Raw genomic sequence first — 23,839 nt, 5'->3', positions numbered from 1 at the left:
AACCTCCGCCGTCCCGGGCCCCCGCCGCCGCCCCGCCACGGGCCCGCCGTCAGACCGCCCCGGCTCCGGTCAGCGACCTGACCTCGGTCTCGGCGTGCTTGTCCTCGTCGGGGGACTCGCCGGACGTCACCGCGCCGATCCACCCCGCGAGGAATCCGAGGGGAATGGAGACGAGACCGGGATTCTCCAGCGGGAAGAGCTGGAAGTCGACCCCCGGGAAGAGGGAGGCCGGCGAACCGGAGACGACCGGCGAGAGAACGACCAGGACGAGAGCCGGGACCAGTCCCCCGTACACGGCCCAGACCGCACCCCGGGTGGTGAAGTTCTTCCAGAAGAGCGAGTAGAGGAGCGCCGGGAGATTGGCCGAGGCGGCCACCGCGAAGGCGAGTCCGACGAGGGAGGCGACGTTCAGGTCCTGGGCGAGCAGTCCCAGACCGATCGCGACCGCCCCGATCCCGACGGCGGCCACCCGGGCCACCGCGACCTCGCCGAACGGCGTGCCGCCGGGGCGGCGGAGCGAGGCGTAGAGGTCGTGGGCGACCGAGGCCGAGGAGGCGAGGGTGATCCCCGCGACCACGGCCAGAATCGTGGCGAAGGCGATGGCGGCGACCACCGCGAAGAGAATCGTTCCGCCGGTGGACCCCTCCCCGCCGCCCAGCGCCAGCGCCAGCAGCGGCACCGCCGTGTTCCCGGCCTCGCTGGAGGACCGGACCGCGGCCGGCCCGACGAGTGCCGCCGCACCGAAGCCGAGCACGATGGTCATCAGGTAGAAGCTGCCGATCAGCCCGATCGACCAGACGACGGACCGACGGGCCGCGCGGGCCGTCGGCACCGTGTAGAAGCGGGACAGGATGTGCGGCAGCCCGGCCGTACCGAGCACCAGCGCCACTCCGAGGCTGATGAAGTCGAAGCGCGCCGTCCAGCTGCCGCCATACCTGAGGCCCGGGGCCAGGAAGTCCCTTCCGTGGCCGCTGCGTTCGGCCGCGGTGGTCAGCAGCGCGTTGACGTCACCGTGGAACCGGACCAGGACGGACACGGTGAGGGCGATCGTGCCCGCCATGAGCAGGACCGCCTTGACGATCTGGATCCAGGTGGTGGCCCGCATCCCGCCGAAGGAGACGTAGACCACCATGAGCGCGCCGACTCCGACCACGGTCCAGGAGCGGGTGGCGCCGCCGGTACCACCGAGGAGCAGGGCGACCAGGCTGCCGGCCCCGACCATCTGCGCCACGAGGTACAGCACGGAGACGGTCACCGACGAGGTGCCGACGGCGGTGCGTACGGGGCGTTCCGCCATGCGCGCGGCCACCACGTCGGCCAGGGTGAACCGCCCGCAGTTGCGTACGAGTTCGGCCACCAGGAACAGCACGACCAGCCAGGCGACGAAGAACCCGACCGAGTACAGCATCCCGTCGTAGCCGAAGAGGGCGATGATCCCGGAGATGCCGAGGAACGAGGCGGCCGACATGTAGTCCCCGGCGATGGCGAAACCGTTCTCCATGGGAGAGAACAGCCGGCCCCCGGCGTAGAACTCCTCGGCTGAGCCCTGGCGGGTGCGGCCGACCCAGGTGGTGATGCCGAGGGTGACGGCGACGAAGGCGCTGAACAGTACCAGCGCGAGCGTCTGGTGGCCCCCGCTCACCGCTCGGCACCTCTCGTCAAGTCCTGTGTCTCCCAGCGCAGTTCCAGCGCGGCACGGTCCCGGCGGAGCCGCGCGTGGCGCGCGTACGCCCAGGTCAGCAGGAAGGTGGTGAGGAACTGGCCGAGTCCGGCGACCATGGCGACGTTCACCGCTCCGGCCACCGGACGGGCCATCAGCCCGGGTGCGCCGGTGGCCGCGACCACGTAGGCGAGGTACCAGAGGAGGAACGCGACGGTCGCCGGTACGACGAACCTCCGGTACCTGCGGCGCACTTCACGAAAAGCTTCGCTCCGCTGGACTTCCCGGTAGATGTCGGCAGCGCTGTGGCCGCTCCGCGGACCCCCGGGAACGGGCGGCGCGTCGGCCGCCACCGTCCCCGTGCCGTCCCGCTCGCCCCAACCGGGGGCCAGTGCGTCGTACCACGGGTCGTCGAGCCGCGTCACCGCGGCTTCCCGCCCTGCTTCCTTCTCCACCGAACAACTCCCTTGTCCGCGGACCTTTTCGGCCGCTCAGCCAAGAGTGTCCGGACAGGGTGGACCTCGGTTGCAGCATGCACCGCTTTCACCTGTTCAGGTGATATCCGTCCCAGGTTGCCGCGCGAGCCCCGTACATATGCGTGACAAACGGCGGAACGCCTCCCCGCCCGGGCGGGCGGGGAGGCGTTCCGCGGAAGGCATGGGCCCCCGCCGGACGGAGAGGTCCCGAACGGCTCAGGCGTCGATGCGCGAACGGTCCAGAGTGGCCGCCGAACTCGTGATGAACTCCTTGCGGGGTGCGACCTCATTGCCCATCAGCAGGTCGAAGACCCTCTCCGCCGAGTCCAGGTCGCCGATGTTGATCCGGCGCAGGGTCCGGAACCGGGGGTCCATCGTGGTCTCGGCCAGCTGATCGGCGTCCATCTCGCCCAGGCCCTTGTACCGCTGGATGGAGTCCTTGAAGCGGATGTTCTTGCGCCGCAGGTCCACCAGCGTCTGACGCAGTTCGCCGTCCGAGTACGTGTAGATGTACTTCTCCTGGCCCTTCTTCGGCTGGACCAGCTCGATCCGGTGCAGCGGAGGCACCGCGGCGAAGACGCGGCCCGCATCCACCATCGGCCGCATGTACCGCTGGAAGAGCGTGAGCAGCAGGACGCGGATGTGCGCGCCGTCGACATCGGCGTCCACCAGCAGGACGATCTTGCCGTAGCGGGCGGCGTCGATGTCGAAGGTCCGTCCGGACCCCGCCCCTATGACCTGGATGATCGCGCCGCATTCGGCGTTCTTCAACATGTCCGAAACGGACGCCTTCTGCACATTGAGGATCTTGCCGCGGATGGGCAGCAACGCCTGGAACTCGCTGTTGCGCGCGAGCTTGGCCGTCCCGAGCGCGGAGTCCCCCTCGACGATGAAGAGCTCGCTGCGCTCCACGTCGTCGCTGCGGCAGTCGGCCAGCTTCGCGGGCAGGGACGAGGACTCGAGGGCCGTCTTGCGGCGCTGGGCGTCCTTGTGCTGCCGGGCGGCGATACGGGTGCGCGCGGCGGCCACGGCCTTGTCGAGCACCGCCCGGGCCTGCGCCTTGGCGTCGCGCTTGGTCGAGGTCAGGAAGGCCTTGAGTTCCTTGGCCACCACGTTGGCGACGATCCGGTTGGCGGCCGAGGTGCCGAGCACCTCCTTGGTCTGACCTTCGAACTGGGGTTCGGCGAGCCGGACGGTGACGACCGCCGTGAGGCCCTCCAGGGCGTCGTCCTTGACGACGTCGTCCTCGGCGACGCGGAGCAGCTTGGCCGAGCGGAGCGTCTCGTTGACCGTACGGGTCAGCGAGCGCTCGAATCCGGCCACGTGGGTGCCGCCCTTGGGGGTGGCGATGATGTTCACGAAGGACTTGACCACGGTGTCGTACCCGGTGCCCCAGCGCAGCGCGATGTCGACGCCCAGCTCCCGGGTGACCTCCGTCGGGGTCATGTGCCCACGCTCGTCGAGGACCGGGACGGTCTCCTTGAACGTGCCCTGCCCGGTCAGCCGCTGCACGTCGCAGACGGCCTTGTCCGGGGCGAGGTACTCGCAGAACTCGCTGATGCCCCCGTCGAAGCGGAACGTCTCCTCCGTCTTGCCCTCGCCGTCCAGGCCGCGCTCGTCGCGGACGACGATGGTGAGGCCGGGCACCAGGAAGGCGGTCTGGCGGGCGCGCTGGTAGAGCGTCTCCAGGCCGAGCTTGGCGTCCTTGAGGAAGATCTGCCGGTCGGCCCAGTACCTCACCCTCGTACCGGTGCGCGCCTTCGGCACCCGCTTGGTCTTACGGAGCCCGTTGGCCGGATCGAAGGGGCTGTCCGGCCCCTGCTCGACGAAGACGCCCGGTACCCCGCGGCGGAAGCTGATGGAGTGGGTGGAGCTGTTCCGGTCGACCTCCACGTCGAGCCGCGCGGAGAGCGCGTTGACGACCGAGGCGCCGACGCCGTGGAGGCCGCCGGAGGCCGCGTACGAGCCACCACCGAACTTGCCGCCGGCGTGAAGTTTGGTCATGACGACCTCGACGCCGGAGAGCCCGGTCTTGGGCTCGACGTCGACGGGAATGCCACGGCCGTTGTCGCGGACCTCGACAGAGGAGTCGTCGTGCAGGATCACTTCGATGTGGTCGCAGTACCCACCGAGGGCCTCGTCGACAGAGTTGTCGATGATCTCCCAGAGGCAGTGCATGAGGCCGCGGCTGTCGGTCGACCCGATGTACATGCCGGGGCGCTTGCGGACGGCCTCCAGCCCTTCGAGGACGAGAAGGTGCCGCGCGGTGTAGTTGGAGCTGTCCCTGTCGACGACGCCGCCGGCTCCGGTCAGCAGCGCAGTGGACGGCACGGACGTATCGGCGGTCACGCGGTTCGCTCCTCGCTGAATTTAGATGGTGGCCCGTTTGGGTATCGGGCGCGGCCGTGGTGGCCGCTGAAAGCCTACCGAGGCCTGGTAGAGCGGTTGTCACGCCACCCTCGGGGAATCATCATGCTAGTCGAGCCCCCCAGCGGATCGCATGGATGTTCGATCATCCCTCGGAGTGACGCGCACATCACGTTCCTTTTGAGGCATGAACCATTTAGGCTCCGGGCACGTCCTCATGAACAACCGGCAAGCCAGCCGGAGGACCGACCCGACACCAGCAACGCGAAACCGTAGCGCTCCGCGACGGCACATTCGCCCCAACCGTCGGCAGCCCAGCCACCTGAAAAGAAGTTTTCGAAGAAATGCCACGAGCGGGAACGTTTTCGGCCTGGTTGGATGTTGACCCTGGTACGACAGCTCGTCGAGCTAGAGAAGAGGCGACGTGACTACTGTTCTGACCCCCGCGAGCCCGCTGACCGCAGCAGACCGCTGTGACCGTTGCGGCGCCCAGGCCTACCTGCGCGTCGTCCTCATCAGCGGCGGTGAACTGCTCTTCTGTGCCCACCACGGGCGCAAGTTCGAGCCGGAACTCAAGAAGATCGCCGCGGAAATACAGGATGAGACGGATCGGCTCACCGCCGTGCAGGCCGGTGCCGCCGACGAGGCACAACACTGACACCTCGCATCCACGACGAGCCATGGGCCGGTCCCTGACCGTCCGACGGGCGGCTTCCCCGGTGTGGGGGAAGCCGCCCGTTCTCATGTATCCGGTGTCACCGCGTCGTGCGGCCCCTGGGCCGCCACCGGGGCCGCGACCGCTGAGGGCGCCGCTGGGGGCGTGGCGGCCCGGAGGGCGCGGCTCGGGAGCCCCCGTCCCTCAGATCCTGCCGGCCGCCCAGGTGACCGCGGCGGAGACCCGGGTGTATACCCCCGGGCTGTCGGCGCGCGCACAGCCGTTGCCCCAGGAGACAAGGCCGATGAGGCGCCCGTCGACCACCAGTGGCCCTCCGCTGTCGCCCTGGCACGCGTCGTAGCCACCGTCGGGGTCGCCCGCGCAGACCATCGAGGAGGCGTCGTACTTCCCGCGCGAGCCGCCCGGGTAGGCGACGCCGCACGCCTCGTCCGACAGCACCTGCACCGAGGCAGCACGCAGCGTCGACGCGTACGTTCCGTACCCGGTCGTGTCCCCCCACCCGTAGACGAGCGCCTGGCCGCCCGCGAGGTAGGCCTCGTCACCGTCCCGGGCGACCGGGATCGAACTTTCTTCCGGCAGCGCTTCGGTCAGTGTGAGCACGGCGGCGTCGCCCACGTTGGTGCCGGGGTCGTACGAGGGATTGATCCATGCCTCCGCGACCGGGATCTCCTGCCCCTCGGTACCGCGCAGGTCGTCCCGCCCCGCGACGACCCGCAGGTCCGGTACGTCCGCCACCTCCCCGCCGAGCACGTCGGAACCGAGGCAGTGGGCGGCGGTCAGCACCTTGGCGGGAGCGATCACCACCGCCCCGCAGAACTGTCCGCCGCGCGACTCCCCGAACAGGGCGCGGCTGGACAGAGCCACCACCCACGGGTTGTCCGCCACGCTGACGGGCTCTCCTCCGATGATGATGCTGTCGGTCGCGGCGGACGCCGGGGACCCGGCCGCCAGAGCGGTGGCCGCCGTCAGCGCCACCGCTCCGGTCAAGGCACGAGCGAACCTGTGGGACATGGACACTCCTGACTCCGAGGTGGATATCACCTACTCAGAGTCATCCAGTCCGAAGCGGCCCGCACCCCCAAAGGGAACGGGCCGGGGCCCGGAACCGTTCGGTTCCGGGCCCCGGCCCGTTCTGTGCGACCGGTCGACTCAGTCGAGGTAGTCGCGCAGGACCTGCGACCGCGACGGGTGGCGGAGCTTCGACATGGTCTTCGACTCGATCTGCCGGATGCGCTCACGCGTCACCCCGTAGACCTTGCCGATCTCGTCCAGCGTCTTCGGCTGGCCGTCGGTGAGACCGAAGCGCATCGAGACCACGCCCGCCTCACGCTCGGAGAGGGTGTCGAGCACCGAGTGCAGCTGCTCCTGGAGGAGGGTGAAGCTCACCGCGTCGGCCGGGACGACCGCCTCGGAGTCCTCGATGAGGTCACCGAACTCGCTGTCCCCGTCCTCACCCAGCGGGGTGTGGAGGGAGATCGGCTCGCGCCCGTACTTCTGGACCTCGATGACCTTCTCAGGGGTCATGTCGAGTTCCTTGGCCAGCTCCTCCGGGGTGGGCTCGCGGCCCAGGTCCTGGAGCATCTGCCGCTGGACACGCGCCAGCTTGTTGATGACCTCGACCATGTGCACCGGGATACGGATGGTGCGGGCCTGGTCGGCCATGGCGCGGGTGATCGCCTGACGGATCCACCAGGTGGCGTACGTGGAGAACTTGTAACCCTTGGTGTAGTCGAACTTCTCGACCGCGCGGATCAGACCGAGGTTGCCCTCCTGGATCAGGTCCAGGAAGAGCATGCCGCGGCCGGTGTAACGCTTGGCGAGCGAGACCACGAGACGGAGGTTGGCCTCCAGCAGGTGGTTCTTGGCCCGCCGGCCGTCCTCGGCGATGATCTCCAGCTCGCGCTTGAGCTTCGGCGCGAGCTTGTCGGCGTTCGCCAGCTTGTCCTCGGCGAACAGACCAGCCTCGATCCGCTTGGCGAGCTCCACCTCCTGCTCGGCGTTGAGGAGGGGGACCTTGCCGATCTGCTTCAGGTAGTCCTTGACCGGGTCGGCGGTGGCACCGGCGACGGCGACCTGCTGCGCGGGCGCGTCGTCCTCGTCCTCGTCGGAGAGGACGAAGCCCTTGCTCTCGCCCTCGCTCTCCTCGTCCTCGCCCTTGCCGACCTTGACGTCCTCGACCGCCTCGTCACCGTCGAGGAGGTCGTCGTCCTGCTTGCCGGACTTCTTGGCGGCGGTCTTCTTGGCCGCCGTCTTCTTCACGGCGGTCTTCTTCACGGCAGCCTTCTTGGCCACCGCCTTCTTCGCGGGAACGGCGCCGGATTCACCGGACGCGTCCGTGCTGTCGACGGCCGGGGCGGCGGACGCCGCGACGGTCCTCGTCACGGTCGTCTTCGCCGCGACGGTCTTGGTGGCGGTGCGCTTGACCGGGCTCTTCGCTGCGACGCTCTTGCGGGCGCGCTTCGGCGACTCCGCGGCACTGACCATCAGCGTCACACCCTCTTCCTCGAGGATCTGATTGAGGCTGCGCAGAACGTTCTTCCACTGGGTCGGCGGAATCTGGTCAGCCTCGAAGGCCCGACGCACGTCGTCGCCGGCGATCTGCCCATCAGCCTTTCCCCGCTCGATGAGCGCCGTGACGGACTCGGATTCGGCAATCTCCGGCGGGAGCGTACGGGATGTGCTGGCCGACACGAACAACCTCTCGGAACGATGGAAACGGCTTCCGGCCCGGCCCTGGAGGGCTGGAACCGACGTCCGTCGACTGGAGTGTCGCCGACGGCGCGGGCTTGGCCTGGGAACTGCACAGCGCACCGAATGCTTGCTGTATTCCTTCCGCGGCGGTCACCTCTTAGGTCATCGCACTGTTTCGAGGAGTGTTACGCCCAATCCGCGTGGTCCGAGTCACACCTCTTTTGCGACGAACAGTGCCAGGGAGGACATCCCCCCACAATTGTGCCGCCGGACCGCACGGTCCGGCGGCACAGGGTGCGTATACCCCGGCCGTACCGCTCTCAGTGCTCGCGCGGAGCCGGAACCACTCGCTCCACCTCGGGGTGGACGACGACGAGGAGCTGGCGCATGGCCGACTCCGCGCCGGCCTCGTCGGCCGCTGCGAGGGCGTCGGCGATCCTGGCGTGCTGGCCCACCGAAGCCTCGCTGGGCCTGTCGCACCCGGTGACCGGGCTGCCGGAGACGTGGAGAGCGGCGGACACGATGCCGGAGAGGTGGTCCAGCATGCGGTTGCCCGCGGCCTGGATCAGCAGAGCGTGGAACTCGGCGTCGGCACGGGAGAAGGTGACTCCGTCACCCTGAGCCAGCGCGTGCCCCATGATCTCGACCATGTCGCCGAGCCGCTGCTGCACGTCCTCCCGGCCATGACCGGCAGCGAGCCGCGCGGCGAGCGGCTCGATCGTCAGCCGCAGCTCCGCCAGCTCGCGGCGCTGGTCGTCGCGCTGAGGGCCGAAGGCGCGCCATTCGATGATGTCGGGGTCGAGCAGGTTCCAGTCACTGACCGGGCGCACCCGGGTCCCCACATTGGGGCGGGCACTGACCAGGCCCTTGGCTTCGAGGACGCGCAGGGACTCGCGCACCACGGTTCGGGAGACTTCGAATCGCTGCCCGATCTCTTCGGGCACGAGCGGGCGGTCCGCGCCGAGGTCGCCCGAGACGATCATCTGACCGAGCTGCTGGACGAGTTGGCCGTGCAGGCCACGGCCGCGGCTGGCCGACCCCCGCCGACCGGTGCGCCCCAGCTCGGATTCGGAGCCACCCCAGGAACGCAGCGGTGCGCGGTCACCGGCCGGCTCCGCGTAGGGGTAACGGTCGAGATCGCCCGGGCCGGCGAGGCCGGAATCGGCGGAGCGGGCGGTGGTCATCATGGTGTGCGCAAGGGTACTCACGCATCATTTGTCGGCCTGGTTCGCGCACCCCTTGAGGTCTTTGCTGAAAAGCACACGAAAGGGTGATCGTCGCTGACGCCACAATTGACGCTTTATCGTCTCAATTCGGCCATCGGGAGGCGGGCTTGGGGTTCGTCATGCGGCCACCGCCTCTCTCATGGTCACCAACGTGCCCTGTTCCGCAGGGCGGTGCCCGCGTAGGCGCAGACCAGAGCCGCCAGGGAGACGAGAAGCGCCAGACCGACGGGCTGGGCCAGGACTCGGCCGACCGCGAGCAGCCACCGGTCCGGCCCCGGCGGGACGTCGAGCCAGGCCAGCCCCCGCAGACGGGCGGGGAATCCGGTCAGCGCGTGGGCGGCGGGCCCGGCGAACACCTTCTGCAACAACGGCACCACGAGCACGGGAATGGCGAGGACCGCCGCCACTCCCGCGCCGGCCACCCGGAAGGTCCCGGCGGCAAGCAGCCCCGCCCAGGCGCAACCGACCGCCAGACCGATCCAACTCGCGGCCGCCAAAGGCGCGTTCCCGGGAATCGCGGCGGCCTCCGCCCCGTAGAGGAGGCGGATCGACTGGATGTCGCAGACCACCACGAGGAGCGAAAGGGCCGTCGCCGCCGCCCCGGTGACGAGCAGTTTCGCCACGAGAAGCCCGAGCCTCCTCGGCACCGTCCCCCTGCTCGCCGCGAGAGCCGGGTAACGGAATTCGTCGCCGTAGGAGAGTGCTCCCAGCAGGCCCGCCCCGAGTGCCGCGGGAGGAAGCGGCAGCAGCGCGGGCCAGCCGGCGAGCAGATGCGGCTGCGAGGTCCCCCCCGTACGCGCCAGCAGCGCCGAGGCCGCCGCCGACGCGATCAGAACAACCGCCATGATCAACGGCGTTGTCCTCACCCCCAGCATGCGCCTCACCTCGTACCGCATCGGACGCAGCGGGCCCCGCGGAGGGCGAACGGTGATCGGCGGCGGCAGTTCCGAGAGCGCCGCGGCCGAGGCGGGCGCCGGCGCGGGAGGTGCGGGAGGGCCGGCGTCCGCGAGTTCGTCGGCGAGCCGGTGGAGAGGAATGTCGTACCGGAAGGCGGCGTCCCCGATCTCCGCGCAGTTGCTCCCGTACACCGAGAGGCGGGCCCCCTCCTCGGCGACGATCTCCACGGACCGGCGCGCGTCCCGGGCTTCCCGGCCGACCACCGCCGCGAGACGGGCGGCATGCGGGGACTGCACGACGACGCGCGGGCGGAGTCTGGTGCGGGCGAAGTCGGCGACCTCCTGGTCGGCCACGAGTCTGCCGCCACCGATGGTGACGACGCGGTCCGCCGAGCGCACGGCCTCCTTGGGGTCACTGGTCGTCCACAGCACGGTGCCTCCCTGGGCCGCGTGCGCGCGCATCAGCCCGTACAGCCAGCCGCTCTCATGGGAGGACAGTCCGTCGGTGGGGTCGTCGAGCAGCAGCGTGTGCGGATCGCCCAACAGGGCTGCGGCGAGCCCCAGTCTGCGGTCCATGCCTACGGAGAGCCCACCGATGCGCTGATCCCCCAGCCCGGAGAGGCCGACCACGTCGAGCATCTCGTCGGCGCGCGACAAGGGCGCCCCGGCGGCGGCGCAGAGCATGCGCAGCTGCCCCCGCGCGGACCGCGCCGGATGCCCGGGTACGTCCCCGAGGAGCACGCCCACTTCCCGGGGCGGGTGTCCGATCCGGTGCAGGGGACGGCCCCGGAAGTAGGTGACTCCGCGCCCGGGGTCCAGTTCGAGCATCAGGCGCAGGGCCGTCGTCTTTCCGGCGCCGGGGACGCCGAGGAGCGCGGTGACACGGCCCGAGCGGGCCTCGAAGGTGAGATCGTCCACCGCGGGCGGCAGATCGCGGCGGCGGGCACTGGTCAGTCCGATGGCCTGGAGCATCGCTTCTCTCGCGGAAGGTGTGAGCGCTCGGCGGCAGGGAGCGTGCGTACCTCAGCAACATAACGCGACATTTGCGACTTTTTGTGCAGCGGGAAATCTACGAGTGTTCCGCGCTCACGCACTCGGGGAACCGCCGAGCGGCCGAACGACGGAGCAGCGCGGAGCCGTCGGGGGCGGTCGCGGGCAGTCGCGGGCAGTCGCGGAGTTCGCGCCCCGGCACCGCTCGTCGGTCCACCCGGACAGCGGGACCGCCCGCCGGCCACCCTCGCCGGTCGGGGGTCGCCCTCTCGCCCTCGCCGGTCGGGGATCGCCCTCTCGCCCTCGCCGGTCGGGGATCGCCCTCTCGCCCTCGCCGCCCGTGGGCCGGGGCTGCCAGTGGAGAGTCGCCGGTCGGGGGGCGAGGGTTGCCACTCACCGCGCACCGGTCACGGGTCTTCAGACTTCCGGCCTCAGCATGGGCGGGTTGAGCACGGTGGCGGAACCCGCGCGGAACAACTGGGCAGGACGTCCGCCCTGTCGGGTCGTCGTGCCTCCGGAGGGCACCAGGAACCCTGGCGTGCCGGTGACCTTGCGGTGGAAATTCCTGGGGTCCAGGACCACTCCCCACACGGCCTCGTAGACGCGGCGCAGTTCCCCGACCGTGAACTCCGGGGGACAGAAAGCCGTGGCGAGCGAGGAGTATTCGATCTTGGACCGGGCCCGCTCCACGCCGTCCGCGAGGATGCGGGCGTGGTCGAACGCCAGCGGAGCGGGCGACTCCTCCTCCCCCACCGTGTCACCGCCCACGGCGAGCAGGTCGTCCACCGGCGCCCAGCGCGCGCTGTTGGCGTCTCCCCCCGCGCGGGGGGAGGGCAGGTCGGGCGAGAGCGCGAGGTGGGCCACACTGACGACCCGCATGCGCGGGTCACGGGACGGGGCCCCGTACGTGGCGAGCTGCTCGAGGTGGGCGCCGTTGTCGGCCGCGGGAACGGCCGGATCGTGTGCGCAGAGCCCGGTCTCCTCCACCAGCTCGCGGGCTGCCGCGGCGCCGAGGTCCTCGTCCGCGCGGACGAACCCGCCGGGCAGCGCCCAGCACCCCTGGAAGGGCGATTCCCCCCGCCGTACGACCAGTGCGCAGAGGGCGTGGCGCCGCACTGTCAGCACGACCAGGTCGACCGTGACAGCGAAGGGCGGGAATGTCGACGGGTCGTAGGACGGCATGCGGCGATCATAGTCGTCTCCCTGACGATAAACACTCCATTCCGCCGTGCACGAAGGCGCGGGCCGCCGGACGAGGACGCGGGGCCCCTCCGGTGCCGGTGCCGGTGCCGGTGCCGACGGGATAGTCCGGTGCCGCAGGTGGCGCGGCGGTGCGGTCTCCCTCGCGGGACCACACCGCCGCACCGCACCCGCCGCGCGCGCCCCGAAGCCACACGGGGAGAGCCGAGGAACCGCCCGAGCCGAGGAGCCGGGCCTCCCGAGCCGCCCGGGCCGCGCCCGGCGGGCTCAGCCGCTGGTTCCGTCCCTGCCCTCCTGGCGCCCGCGCGGCAGCCTCTCCCGGCGCCGGGCGTGTGCCGTCCCCGGGTTGGCCGGGGTGACGGGGCGGGTGCGGACGGCGGCCTTCCTGCTCCGCGTGGTGGCGGACGACCCTGCGGACGCCCCGGACCTCACCCGGCCCGCCCTGCGCGGCACCGTCGCTTCCGGCCGGGGAGCGCCTTCTCCGGCGGCGGACTTCAGGGCTTCCTCTTCCTCTTCCCGCAGGCAGCGCCGCAGCTTCTCCGGGTCCACGCCTTCGTTGCACGCCTGGTGGAGAAGTTGGGCGAAGGTGTAGTCCGGGTCCGCCCTGAGCGCGAGCGAGAGAGCCACCCGAGCCCCGGGCTCGTCCCCGGTCGACCACGAGACCCAGGCGGCCAGCGCCAGCGGGGCGGCGGCATGCTCCATGTACGGCCCCACACAGCGCCGGGCGAGGGCACGCCAGAGGCGCAGTGCCGCATGGCCTTCCGAGCCCTCCATCCACCGGGCGGCACGGTCCCGGGTCTCTCGGTCCTGAAGCCCCAGGATCACGGCGGCGGCCTCGTCGTGGCCGATCAGGCCGTCGTCGCGGAAGTCGGCGGCACCCTCGGCAGGAAGCACGGGAGTTCTCCCGACACGTTCCAGCAGGCACCTCGCCAGGTTCAGGGTCTCGCCGGCCACCTGGCTGCGCCCGTGGGGGTCGAGGATGCGGGTCACCATCGCCGCACCCACCTCGTCCAGCGCACGGAGCTGCTCCGGCGCGTGCGCTCCGGACCAGGGCACGAGCCGTTGCTCAAGCTCCCGCAGCGAGCCCCTGACCTGGATCCCGGCATAGGTCGCGGCGGCGGCCATCACCGTGGTGCCCGGCAGGGCGAGTGGGTTGCCGTCCCTCGGGCAGCACCGCCCATCGGGGCAACAGTACGACCAGTACCTGCCGTTGGAGATGCAGAGTGCCTCCAGCACGGGAACGTCGAGCGAACCGCAGGCGGTGCGCAGGAGTTGGGCGAAGGGCCTCAGCCTCTCCATGACCTCGTGGGGGGCCTCACCCGTGTCCGGGTCCTGGCACAGGAAGAGGACGATCGCATCGGGCCGGTCACCTCGCCGCCCGCTGTCCGAGATCAGACAGTCCGCCAACTGGTCGGCGACCCGACCCCATTCCGTCTCCGACTGCGGGATCCCGTGGCGCAGTCGGCCTCCGAACCGGCCACGTCCGCCGTGCAGGGCCACGAGGACGACACTGTCGTCCGGATGGAATCCCAGCAGATAGGGGAGGGCGTCCGCGAGATCCGCGGGGCCACGCAGAGTGACTTGCTGGGTGTCGATGGGACCGGTGGATTCATGGTGCTTGTTCATGGGATGACCGTCCCGCACCCGGCAAATTTCCGCGACCCCTGTGGATAACCTTTATCCACAGGCACGTAGCGTCACTGGCGCATTGTCAGAGGGAGGGTTTCTCATGAGGACATGACCACGCGAAAGCACATCGAAGCGCTCGGCACTCGTCACCACGCCCCGCTGTCCGCGTCCGCCCACCACCGCGGGGACGGCCGTCGCTTCCGTCGGCCCACGTCACTGATTGCCTGTCACCCAAGCCATGGCATCGCGTCGTTGACGGCGGTCCTGGTGACGGCCCGGCGGGGAACAGGGGGAATCGGCCGTGGAGACACGGAGAAGGACTGGCTGCCGAAGGCGGTGGGCCCATGTGTCAGCGACGCTGAGGCGGAGGCCCTTGGCCCTCGTGAGCTTCGTCCTGTTGGCCCTGGCAGCGGTCGGCGTGCAGAAGGCCGTACCGCAGCCATGGTCCGCGGCAGCTCTCCCGGTCGGGATCGTTCTCGCCGCGGCCATCTTCAACCGGTCCGCTCCGCGCGGGAGATGAACCACCCCGGACGGGCGCCCGGAGGCCGGTTCCATGGAGAACTGCCCCATGGACACCGACTGTACGCAGACCTGTTACGCGGTGACGGGCTGCGCGGAGACTCAGCCCGAGGTGGCCAGCACCAGCGGAAGGACCTGCTCGGCACCGGCCTTTCGCAGCAGCCGTGCGGCGACCGCGAGGGTCCAGCCGGAATCGGTGGAGTCGTCCACGAGCAGCACGGGACCGGGCGACGCCGCCAGCGCGGCCGTCAGTTCGTCGGAGACGGCGAAGGCGCCGGACAGCGCCCTGACCCGCTGCGCGGAGTTGCTGCGCCGCGCGGTGTGCTCCCCCTCGGGCCCGGTGTACGTCAGGGTGCCCAGGAAGGGCAGCCGGCCGACGTTCGCGATTCCCTGGGCGAGGGAGCCGACGAGCTGCGGACGCGAGAGGGACGGCACCGCCACGACGCCGACCGGCCGCGCGGAGGCCTCCGGAGTGTTCGTCGCCCAGCCCCCCGAGGAGCGCGCCCAGTCGGCGAGGACGCCCACAGCCGCGCGCAGAACGTCGTCGGGGACGGGTGCGTCCGGTGCGTTCTCGGCCAGCAGCGGGCGCAGCCGGTTGCCCCATCCGATGTCCGAGAGCCGGCCCAGGGCCCGCCCGCCGGAGCAGAGTTCCTTGGCCGGGATGCGCCCCTTCAGGTCGATGCCCAGGGCGGCCAGACCGGTCGGCCACATCCGGCGCGGTTCGACCTCCACGCCCGGACGGTCCAGTTCCTTCGCCGCGCCCGTGAGGGTCTCCGCCGACACGGAGGAGTCGGCCCAGTTTCCCGCGCAGTTGTCGCAACGGCCGCACGGGGCCGCACCCTCGTCGTCCAGCTGTCGGCGCAGAAACTCCATCCGGCATCCGGACGTGCTCACGTAGTCGCGCATGGCCTGTTGCTCGGCCGCGCGCTGCCGTGCCACCCAGGCGTAACGCTCGGCGTCGTACACCCACGGGGCGCCGGTGGCCGTCCAGCCGCCCTTGACCCGCTTCACCGCGCCGTCGACGTCCAGTACCTTCAGCATCGTCTCCAGCCTGCTGCGCCGGAGCTCGACCGACGTCTCCAGGGCGGGAACCGACAGCGGCCGCCCCGCGCCCTCCAGCGCCGCGAGGGTCTGCCGCACCTGGGTCTCGGGCGGGAAGGCGGTGTCGGCGAAGTAGCGCCAGATCGCCTCGTCCTCCTTGCCCGGCAGGAGCAGCACGTCGGCGTGGGCCACGCCGCGGCCGGCTCGTCCCACCTGCTGGTAGTAGGCGATGGGAGAGGAGGGCGAGCCGAGGTGGACGACGAATCCCAGGTCCGGCTTGTCGAACCCCATGCCCAGGGCCGAGGTGGCGACCAACGCCTTGACCCGGTTGTCCTGGAGATCGGTCTCCGCCTGGAGGCGGTCGGCGTTCTCGGTGCGCCCGGTGTAGGAGGCGACCGCGAAGCCGCGCTGTCGCAGGAAGGCGGTGGCTTCCTCGGCGGCGGCGACGGTGAGGGCGTAGATGATGCCGGAACCGGGCAGCTCGTCCAGGTGCTCGGCGAGCCAGCCCAGTCGGTGCGCGGCGTCCGGCAGCCGTACGACTCCGAGGCGCAGGCTCTCCCGCTCCAGTTCCCCGCGCAGGACGAGCGCCTCACCCGCGCCCGTACCGAGCTGGTCGGCGACGTCCGCGGTGACGCGCGCGTTGGCGGTCGCGGTGGTGGCCAGGACCGGTACCCCGGGGGCGAGCTCGGCGAGCATCGCCCGCAGCCGGCGGTAGTCCGGGCGGAAATCGTGGCCCCAGTCGGAGATGCAGTGGGCCTCGTCGACCACCAGCAACCCGGTCGTGGCGGCGAGACGAGGCAGCACCTGGTCGCGGAAGTCCACGGAGTTGAGGCGTTCCGGGCTGACGAGGAGGACGTCCGTCTCGCCGCGCTCGACCTCGCCGTAGATGGTTTCCCACTCCTCCGGGTTGGCCGAGTTGATGGTGCGCGCCTGGATCCCGGCCCGCGCCGCGGAGTCGACCTGATTGCGCATCAGGGCCAGCAGCGGCGAAACGATCACCGTGGGGCCGGCGCCGCGTCGGCGGAGCAGGGCGGTGGCGACGAAGTACACCGCCGACTTCCCCCAGCCGGTGCGCTGCACCACCAGGGCCCGCCGGCGGTCCTCCACCAGGGCCGACACCGCCTGCCACTGGTCCTCCCGCAGCCGCGCCGAGCCGCCCGGGTCACCGACCAGCTCGGCGAGGATGGCGTCTGCTTCGTGGCGGAGTTCCAGGTTGTCCATGCCCCCCATGCAACCCGATGGCCGGGCAGCACGGCCACCTCACGCAGGGTGACGAACCACGGTGCGGGAGACTCACGTGCCCGACGGGGTTTCCGGGTGTTCTGTCTGTGCCGGAGTGTTCGGAGGGGGCGGGAGACGTCGCGGGGGTCCACCGCGGGCAGGGATATCCGGGTCTTTACGGTGGATATCCGTCAGGTGTTCCAATTGCTCGTTGCCGCCCGCCGGTACGCCAGGGAGAATTGGAGTTGCCTCCCGTACGGTCGCCTCACGGCTCGTACGGGCGTGCCCTCTGTCATCCTGCCCGCATCGTGGGCGCGTAACGAAGGGAGAACCGTGACCTTCGGATTCGCACCGTCCGCAGACACCTCGCCGTGGGCGGCGTCCTCGATGCCGGCCGACTCCACCAGTCGGCTCGCCCGGATGCTGGAGCCCACCGAGTGGGCATCGGCCGGAATACCCCTGCTGCGCAACCCGCGCGAAGTGGTCAGCGGCCTGCACGCCCGGCACCGTCCCACTCCTGCCACCGCCGTCGTGGCCGTTCTCGACCATGAGGAACGCCTGAACGCCAGCGCCTCGTTCGTCCGGCGCGGCTCCGCCGTCGCGGACGGCTGGGAGTTCCGAAACGCACTCCTGTCCCACCTGCGCCGGGTCATCCCGCACGACCTGCGCCGCCGTACCCCGGCCCGTACCGCTGTGCTGCTCTACTGCCGCGAGGGGGACGAGCGCTGGACGGAGGAGGACGGCGCCTGGATGTGGGGCCTGCGGGACGCCTGCACCCTGCACGGGCTGCGCTGCGGCGCGTACATCACGCTGACCCGCGGCGGGTGGCAGGTGCTGGGCGAGGGCAGGGGAGGCAGGCAGCCGAGTTCGCTGTCCGCGCCCGCGTCGCTCGCGGAGACCTTCGCCGTCGCCCCGGCCCCGCTCCGCACGGGTGGCGGGGCGGCCGAGGCGATGCTGCGCGCCGCTGCCCGTTGACCGGACCCGCCCGAACCCGTCGGAACGGGTCCGGCCGCCCTGCGCGGGACGGCCGGACCGGGGTTCCGGGACAGCGGGCTGCCGGTCGGATCAGACGCTCGCGCCGAGAGCGGCGTTGATCGCTTGCGGGTCGCCGCACACGATCAACAGGGCACCGGCCCGCTCGCGGGCGAGGGACAGCTGCTGGGCCGCTTCTGCGGTCGGCTCTCCGTTGACGGCGACGACCACGACCGGACGACCGGACGCACGGCCGACCGCCGACAGGTCGGCGAAGAACACGTCGTCGCCCGCTTCGTGCTGCGCCCAGTAGGAGGCTTCACCGAAGGAGAGTTCGTGCGTGGCCCAGGGGTGCTGCTCGCCCGTGGTGAGCACCAGGACGTCGCCCGGGGCACGGCCGTTGTCGAGCAGCAGGTCGACGGCCTCCTCGGCGGCGTCGAGAGCCCCGGCGGAGGGAGCCGGGATCACCTGGAGCTGCGGCACGGAACGATTCTCCGTGCGTGCCGACGGCCCGGGGACCGGGCGGGGGCGCTGCGCCGGCGGCGCAGGCCGTGCGGGTCCCGGGTGTCCGGGACGCGGTGTGGCCGCGGAACGCGGCCCAGGAACGGGACGGGGGGTCGAGGCGGTGCGGCCGGAGGCCGGAACCGCGCCGGGACCCTGAGCGCTCTCGTGAATCTGAGGCTCCTCGGGGGTGAGAGGCATGGATGGTTGTCTATCAAATGCCGATACGCCTGGTGTCGGCGGGTGGGTGCGCAAGCGCGATCAGAAGTCGAAGCCGAGCTGGCCCCCGCTTTCGAGTGCTGCCGCCTCGGCGGAGAAGCGGACCTTCTTCAGGTGCTGCCACCGCGGCAGCGCGTCGAGGTACGACCAGGAAAGGCGGTGGTGAGGGGTGGGCCCCAGCTCCTCCAGCGCCGCCCGGTGCGTCGGTGACGGGTAGCCCGCGTTGGCGCCGAAGGCGAAGTCTTCGAACTCTCCCGTGTCCGCCCCGAGTTCCGCCATCATCGTGTCGCGGTGCACCTTGGCGATGACCGAGGCGGCGGCGACCGCGATGCAGGACTGGTCACCCTTGATGACGGTACGTACCCGCCAGGGACTTCCGAGGTAGTCGTGTTTGCCGTCGAGGATCACCGCGTCGGGGCGGACCGGCAGTTCGTCCAGGGCGCGCACGGCGGCGAGGCGCAGCGCGGCGGTCATGCCGAGCTCGTCGATCTCCTCGGGGGAGGAGTGGCCGAGGCCGTAGGCGGTGACCCAGTCCCGCAGAACGGGTGCCAGTTCGGCCCGGCGCCGGGGTGTGATCAGCTTGGAGTCGGTGAGTCCCTCGGGGGGTCTGCGCAGACCGGTGACCGCCGCGCAGACGGTGACGGGACCTGCCCACGCTCCGCGTCCGACTTCGTCGACACCCGCGACGGTCCGGGCACCGGTGGTGGCACGGAGCGAGCGCTCGACAGTGTGCGTGGGTGGTTCGTACGGCATGGCGCCAGACAGCGTACGCCGATGGAAGCGGTGGCGACACCCCGGGGGACCGTGCGTTTCCGTGAACTGCCCGGCCGACAGGGTGCGGCGGCCGGGCGCCCACGGGTTCGGGACCGGTCCAAAACCCGTGGGCGCCGCCCCCGTACGGGTCAGTACGGGTCGTACTCCGAATCGGTCGGGCCGGCCGGGCCGGGCGCGGAGGGGGCGCGGTCGCCGTAGTCACCCCCGACTCCGCCCGGCCCGACGCACTGGGCCTCGGCCGGGTCGGCCGGCCGTTCGGCGAGGATGTCCCGCGCCCTCGCCTCGCTCCAGCTCGTGGCGTACCAGGGCGCGTCCGAATCCTGGAGCGTGCGCTGGATCTCCTCGAGCGCGCAGGCCCGCAGCCTCGCGTCGGGGATGCGGTCCAGGGCCGGCACCGCGTCGGCCGACAGTTGCTGGAGATAGTCGAGGTCGATCGCCTTGCCCTCCCGGAACCGCTGGACGTTCTGCTCGGCGATCAACCGGTCGGGGGAGATCAGCCCGAAGGCCAGGACCCCTACGGCGGCGCTGACTGCGACCGCCCGGGGCAGGTGCCTGGCACCGAAGACTCCGGCGACGATGATCAGCAGCAGGACGACGCCGAGCCAGAGTTCGACCGCCGCCACCGAGATGCGCAGCCGGGTGAGACCGAACGCGTCGACGTACAGGTCCATGCGCCGCAGCGCGGAAACCACCACGACGAGGGTGAGAACGCACAGGGTGCCGAGTACGCCCTTGACCAGCAGGCGGTCGTTGGCGCCCCCGCGCGGGGCGTACCTGAGGGCCAGAGCGATGACCACCAGGGTCAGCAGGGTGGCCCAGAGCAGCTGCCAGAAGCCCTCGCGGGCGTACTCCGCGGGCTTGAGCCCCGTCTTCTTCTGGATCTCGTCGTAGCCGCCGAGCAGCACGACGAGCTGGAGCGCGATGAACGCGGCGAACAGCACGTCGAGCACGACGAGCGGAAGCGCCCACTCCACTCTCCCCCGCGCCCGCCCGGGCCGGACGGTGATGCCGTCCCAGCGCGTGGGGGCGGCGGCCGTGTGCGCGGCGGCGAGGGCACCGGCCAGGCCGAGCGCGAGGAGGAAGAACCGCCAGGGCCCCTCGCCCAGCGAGACGTCCGGCAGCACGTCGCCGAGGAGGTCCGCGAAGGCAGCGTCGGCGCTCGCGAAGAGCGTCCCGAACACCAGCAGCAGGACCACGGCGACGGCGGTCGTCCGCAGTACGGTGCCCCAGCGCGCACGTGAGCCGGTGGCCCTCGCCCTGATCCCGCGCCATCCCCACCCGATGCCCGGAACCACCGCGTCCAGCACTCCCAGCGAGCCGGCGAGCACACCGAACCAGCTCCGGCTGCCGTGCAGGGCGAGCGAACCCAGAGCGACGGCGGACACCACGGCGAGGAAGGTCGGCCAGCCCGCGTCCAGCAGTGCTGGGATCACCAGCAGAGCCAGCCCGCCGACCGCCCAGGTCAGCGTCCACGCCCGCGCTCCGCGCCCGGCCCTGCGCGCCTCCAGCCAGGCCCCCGCCGCGGCGGGCAGCGCCACCAGGAGAAGGTTGATACCGAGGCCGTCGCCGAGAAGCAGCGCGCTGAGGACGCCGGTGGCGAGCACCGCCAGCAGCGTCGTGCCGCCGATGGGCGGCGGAGCGGCCGGCCGGACGCGTGCGAACGCCCCCGGCGGTGCGGGCCGGGACTGCCACGGGTTGGCGGGCGGGACCGGCTGGGCCTGTCCCGGGACGGACCACGCCGCGCGGGGATGCGCGCCCTCGCCGGACGGCTTCCCGGACGACGCGGACGGCGCGGACGGCGCGGACGGCGCGGACGGCGCGGACGGCGACGGCACGCTGCCAGACCCCCCGGGCCCGTCGGACGCCCCGGCTCCCCCGGACACGACGGGGGAGCCGGCTCCCCCGGACGGCCTCGGCGTGTCCGGCGTGTCCGGAGGCGTCCCCGGCGGCTGGTCGGACGTGGTCATGGGACCCCTCCCCCACGCGGGCCCGCCGCACGGCCGAGCGTCGGCGCGTCACCCGCTGTCTCGTTCTCCGCGCGCCGGTCCGGTTCACCGGGCGACGCGTGGCCGAAACAGTAGCGGCGCATCACCCGGGCGCACCGGCCCGGGCGGCCCTGTGGCAGGACCGTGACACGGCGGACGGCACGGCCACCCTCCGTACCCAGGAGCACGCGATCCGTACGTGACGAGCGCGCCCGCGGGGCCGCGTGACGCGCCGGTCAGCGGCCGGGTGTGGCGGGCACTCCGGTCAGAGGCGGGGTGCGGCGGGGACCCAGGAGGGCGGCTCCTCGGTCCGTTCCAGCCACTGGGCGGGCGGGGCGCCGGCCGGGGCCGCCGCGACGATCCCGCCGACGATGGCGCAGGTGGTGTCGACGTCACCGCCCGCCTGCGCGGTCACCCAGAACGCGTCCTCGTACGAGCCGAGGGCGCGGGCCGCCGACCAGAGGGCGAAGGGGACGGTGTCATGGGCGCTGGTGCGGCGGCCGTTGCCGAGGACCGCGGCGACCGTCGTGGGGTCCTCGTAGTCGAGCATGTCCTTGGCCCGCCGCAGCCCGGCCACCACCGCGCTGCGGGGCAGCAGGGCGATCACCGCGTCGAGCAGCGCTTCCGGCGCAGGGGGTCCCCCCGGGGAGGCGGCGATCGCGGCGGCGGCGGCCACGGCCATCGCTCCGGTCACGGCCTCGTGGTGCTGGTGCGTGGTGTAGGACGAGATCTCGGCCTGGTGCGTGGCCTGTTCCGGGTCGTCGGCGTACCAGGCTCCGAGCGGAGCGATGCGCATGGCGGAACCGTTGCCCCAGGACCCCTGCCCCTGGAAGAGGCCGGCGGCGAGCTGCTGCCAGTCGCCGCCCTCACGGACCAGCCGGAGCATCCTGTTCACCGCGGGGCCGTAGCCCCGGTCGAAGTCGTGGTGGTCGGCGAAGGAGTGGGCCAGCGCGTCCTGGTCGATGCGGCCGTGCTCCGCGAGCACCGCCACCACCGAGCAGGCCATCTCGGTGTCGTCCGTCCACTGCCAGGGCCCCGGCGGCAGCGCGCGGTTGCGCAGTAGCGGGTAGTTCACGGGGACGAAGAACTGGGAGCCCAGGGCGTCTCCGACGGAGAGGCCGCGCAGGCTGGCGAGGGTGCGTTCGTAACGGCGTTCGAAGGTATCGGAGGAGTAAGAGGTCATCTTCCTACCACTCTATCCATGAGTGCCACGACGGCTCGGGAACCGCTCCGCGGGGTCTCGGCGACCGCACCGTCCAGTCTCGGCGACCGCACGACCGGCCGTCCTATCCGGTGATGCCGTACGGTTCGGGCGTCCGCCAGCGTGCGAACGGGCGGTCGAGCGTGTAGCGGCCATCGGGGCCGAGCAACAGCATCCGGGTCTCACCGTTGCCCGGATTGGACAGCGACTCGAACTCGGCTACCGACCAGTGCAGCCAGCGCATGCAGAACAGTCTCATCGTGAGCCCGTGCGTCACGAGCAGCACGTTCGGCGGGTGGTCGGGAGCCTGGAAACTGCGGTGGAGGCTCTCCAGGAAGGCCCCGACGCGGTCGTAGACGTCGGCGCCGGACTCGCCCTGGGCGAAGCGGTAGAAGAAGTGGCCGTAGGCGTCCCGGTACGCCTTCTGGAGCCGCACGTCGTCCGGGTCCTGCCAGTTTCCCCAGTCCTGCTCGCGCAGCCGGGGCTCCTCGCGCACCCTTACCCGGGTGAGGTCGAGGTCGAGCGCGCGGAAGGTCTCGTGGGTGCGGCGGTAGGGGGAGACGTACACGCTCACCCGTTCCTCGCCGAACAGCTCGCGCAACCGGAATCCGGCCGCCGCCGCCTGCTGGAACCCGGTGTGCGTCAGCCGCAGGGCATGATCGGGCTCACGTTCGTACACCGTGTCGTCCACATTGCCCTCGGACTCTCCGTGCCGTACGAGGACGATGCGCTGGGGTCGTGCCATGGGACGACCCTAAATGCTGCGCACGCATACGCCTCGTTCGAACGACAGCACGGACACCGGGCGGCGCAGACACCGGGCAGCGCAGACACCGGGCAGCGCGCGGAAACCGGGCGGCACGTCACCGACCCGCATGGCACCAAGCCGCCTGGACCGGGTCCACGCACCGCGAAGACCCCAGCCCGTGCGCCCCGGGCGGCGCGACCGGTCAGGCGACCGTCCAGGACGGTTCCAGCTGGACCACGTCCCCGGTCAGGGCCAGTACGTCCGTCTCGGTCTCGGCCCGTTCCGACAGCCGCTCCGCGCTCTGGACGCGGTATTTTCCGCGCTCCGCGCTCGACTGCCACATCGAGAGCACCAGGAACTCGTTGCCCGGCGCTTCGCCGAAGACTCCCCGCAGCATGCCCGGGGACCCCGCCATGGCCGGGTTCCAGACCCGGTACTGCATGAGCGCGAAGTGTTCCACCCGGTCCTCGCGAACCTTGCTGTGGGCCACCCGGACGACATCGACGTCGGTGAAGTCCGGTTCGAAGCCCGTCTTCACGTCGAAGCGGTGCTCGAACAGCTTGACCTGCACGTCCCGGTAGGCGCCCGGCCGCCCCGCGTCCGCGCCGTCCCCGGCCCGCGCCATGTAGGAGTCGTAGAAGACCCGGTTCTCCCAGAACGCGAAGACGTGGGCGACGTCCGGCCGTCCCCGGCTCCACCCGCCGCCCTGCCCTCGGAACCCCGGCTCATCGAGCAGCCCCGCCCCCTGTCGCCGGCCCTGTTCGAACCCATGACGGTCCACCACGGCGCAACGCATCCACTTGACCAGCACCGCGCCATCGTACGGCTCCGGGCGTGTCGCGCGTCA

Annotated in this window: 19 protein-coding genes; 3 read left to right on the top strand and 16 right to left on the bottom strand. The window is 71.5% G+C overall.

Annotated features, from left to right (window positions below; all coding sequences use genetic code 11):
• Nucleotides 1-49: 49 nt before the first annotated feature.
• The 3 genes from OHA55_RS25115 to OHA55_RS25105 all read right to left on the bottom strand — a co-directional run bounded on the left by OHA55_RS25115 (nt 50) and on the right by OHA55_RS25105 (nt 4,485).
• The gene (locus OHA55_RS25115; protein WP_266709918.1) at nt 50-1,642 is read right to left on the bottom strand and encodes a cation acetate symporter; all 1,593 of its coding nucleotides are present in this window, start codon (nt 1,640-1,642) and stop codon (nt 50-52) included.
• Complete coding sequence (locus OHA55_RS25110; RefSeq protein WP_266709917.1) at nt 1,639-2,115, bottom strand: DUF485 domain-containing protein; 477 nt, start codon at nt 2,113-2,115, stop codon at nt 1,639-1,641. The genes OHA55_RS25115 and OHA55_RS25110 overlap by 4 nt, the downstream gene beginning before the upstream one ends.
• Nucleotides 2,116-2,352: 237 nt before the next feature.
• Nucleotides 2,353-4,485, bottom strand: a complete 2,133-nt coding sequence (locus OHA55_RS25105; protein WP_266709916.1) for a type IIA DNA topoisomerase subunit B — start codon at nt 4,483-4,485, stop codon at nt 2,353-2,355.
• A gap of 442 nt (nt 4,486-4,927) precedes the next feature.
• Here OHA55_RS25105 and OHA55_RS25100 point away from each other — a divergent pair, with 442 nt between their 5' ends.
• A complete protein-coding gene (locus tag OHA55_RS25100) occupies nt 4,928-5,161 on the top strand; it encodes a hypothetical protein (protein WP_266709915.1) in 234 nt (77 codons plus the stop codon).
• A gap of 201 nt (nt 5,162-5,362) precedes the next feature.
• Here OHA55_RS25100 and OHA55_RS25095 read toward each other — a convergent pair whose 3' ends face one another.
• The 7 genes from OHA55_RS25095 to OHA55_RS25065 form a co-directional block, all read right to left on the bottom strand.
• Nucleotides 5,363-6,190 carry a trypsin-like serine protease gene (locus OHA55_RS25095; RefSeq protein WP_266709914.1) on the bottom strand — a complete coding sequence of 276 codons (828 nt, stop codon included), beginning with the start codon at nt 6,188-6,190 and terminating at the stop codon, nt 5,363-5,365.
• A 138-nt stretch (nt 6,191-6,328) separates the two neighbouring features.
• Nucleotides 6,329-7,870, bottom strand: coding sequence for an RNA polymerase sigma factor (locus OHA55_RS25090; RefSeq protein ID WP_266709913.1), 1,542 nt, complete (start codon nt 7,868-7,870; stop codon nt 6,329-6,331).
• Nucleotides 7,871-8,190: 320 nt separating this feature from the next.
• The gene (locus OHA55_RS25085) at nt 8,191-9,078 is read right to left on the bottom strand and encodes a FadR/GntR family transcriptional regulator (RefSeq protein WP_266709912.1); all 888 of its coding nucleotides are present in this window, start codon (nt 9,076-9,078) and stop codon (nt 8,191-8,193) included.
• A 161-nt stretch (nt 9,079-9,239) separates the two neighbouring features.
• The gene (locus tag OHA55_RS25080) at nt 9,240-10,964 is read right to left on the bottom strand and encodes an ABC transporter ATP-binding protein (RefSeq protein ID WP_266709911.1); all 1,725 of its coding nucleotides are present in this window, start codon (nt 10,962-10,964) and stop codon (nt 9,240-9,242) included.
• 435 nt (nt 10,965-11,399) lie between these two features.
• A complete protein-coding gene (locus tag OHA55_RS25075) occupies nt 11,400-12,164 on the bottom strand; it encodes an NUDIX domain-containing protein (protein WP_266709910.1) in 765 nt (254 codons plus the stop codon).
• 285 nt (nt 12,165-12,449) lie between these two features.
• On the bottom strand, nt 12,450-13,808 hold the full coding sequence (locus tag OHA55_RS25070; RefSeq protein WP_266709909.1) for a DUF4192 domain-containing protein: 1,359 nt from the start codon (nt 13,806-13,808) through the stop codon (nt 12,450-12,452).
• Nucleotides 13,809-14,432: 624 nt separating this feature from the next.
• A complete protein-coding gene (locus OHA55_RS25065) occupies nt 14,433-16,592 on the bottom strand; it encodes a RecQ family ATP-dependent DNA helicase (protein ID WP_266709908.1) in 2,160 nt (719 codons plus the stop codon).
• 333 nt (nt 16,593-16,925) lie between these two features.
• On the opposite strand from OHA55_RS25065, the gene OHA55_RS25060 reads away from it, so the two are divergent.
• Nucleotides 16,926-17,567 (top strand): hypothetical protein, encoded by a 642-nt coding sequence (locus OHA55_RS25060; protein WP_266709907.1) that lies wholly within the window; start codon nt 16,926-16,928, stop codon nt 17,565-17,567.
• A gap of 90 nt (nt 17,568-17,657) precedes the next feature.
• Here OHA55_RS25060 and OHA55_RS25055 read toward each other — a convergent pair whose 3' ends face one another.
• From OHA55_RS25055 to OHA55_RS25045, 3 genes are all read right to left on the bottom strand, one after another.
• On the bottom strand, nt 17,658-18,266 hold the full coding sequence (locus OHA55_RS25055) for a hypothetical protein (protein WP_266709906.1): 609 nt from the start codon (nt 18,264-18,266) through the stop codon (nt 17,658-17,660).
• A gap of 60 nt (nt 18,267-18,326) precedes the next feature.
• Nucleotides 18,327-19,037, bottom strand: coding sequence for a ribonuclease HII (locus OHA55_RS25050; RefSeq protein ID WP_266709905.1), 711 nt, complete (start codon nt 19,035-19,037; stop codon nt 18,327-18,329).
• 149 nt (nt 19,038-19,186) lie between these two features.
• Nucleotides 19,187-21,025: a DUF4153 domain-containing protein gene (locus tag OHA55_RS25045; RefSeq protein WP_266709904.1), complete on the bottom strand. Its 1,839-nt coding sequence runs from the start codon at nt 21,023-21,025 to the stop codon at nt 19,187-19,189.
• A 98-nt stretch (nt 21,026-21,123) separates the two neighbouring features.
• On the opposite strand from OHA55_RS25045, the gene OHA55_RS25040 reads away from it, so the two are divergent.
• Nucleotides 21,124-21,246 carry a hypothetical protein gene (locus tag OHA55_RS25040; RefSeq protein WP_266709903.1) on the top strand — a complete coding sequence of 41 codons (123 nt, stop codon included), beginning with the start codon at nt 21,124-21,126 and terminating at the stop codon, nt 21,244-21,246.
• Nucleotides 21,247-21,308: 62 nt separating this feature from the next.
• On the opposite strand, the gene OHA55_RS25035 is transcribed toward OHA55_RS25040, so the two are convergent.
• The 3 genes from OHA55_RS25035 to OHA55_RS25025 all read right to left on the bottom strand — a co-directional run bounded on the left by OHA55_RS25035 (nt 21,309) and on the right by OHA55_RS25025 (nt 23,803).
• A complete protein-coding gene (locus OHA55_RS25035; protein ID WP_266709902.1) occupies nt 21,309-22,226 on the bottom strand; it encodes an ADP-ribosylglycohydrolase family protein in 918 nt (305 codons plus the stop codon).
• A 103-nt stretch (nt 22,227-22,329) separates the two neighbouring features.
• Nucleotides 22,330-22,989 (bottom strand): histidine phosphatase family protein, encoded by a 660-nt coding sequence (locus OHA55_RS25030; RefSeq protein WP_266709901.1) that lies wholly within the window; start codon nt 22,987-22,989, stop codon nt 22,330-22,332.
• Between the two features lie 205 nt (nt 22,990-23,194).
• Nucleotides 23,195-23,803 carry a DUF4937 domain-containing protein gene (locus OHA55_RS25025; protein WP_266709900.1) on the bottom strand — a complete coding sequence of 203 codons (609 nt, stop codon included), beginning with the start codon at nt 23,801-23,803 and terminating at the stop codon, nt 23,195-23,197.
• Nucleotides 23,804-23,839 lie beyond the last annotated feature (36 nt).

Origin of the sequence: Streptomyces sp. NBC_00102 (assembly GCF_026343115.1) — a bacterium.
In the GTDB taxonomy this organism is placed as follows: domain Bacteria; phylum Actinomycetota; class Actinomycetes; order Streptomycetales; family Streptomycetaceae; genus Streptomyces.
The sequence above is the reverse complement of the archived record's forward strand: the minus strand, read 5'-3'. Positions and strand labels throughout refer to the sequence as shown.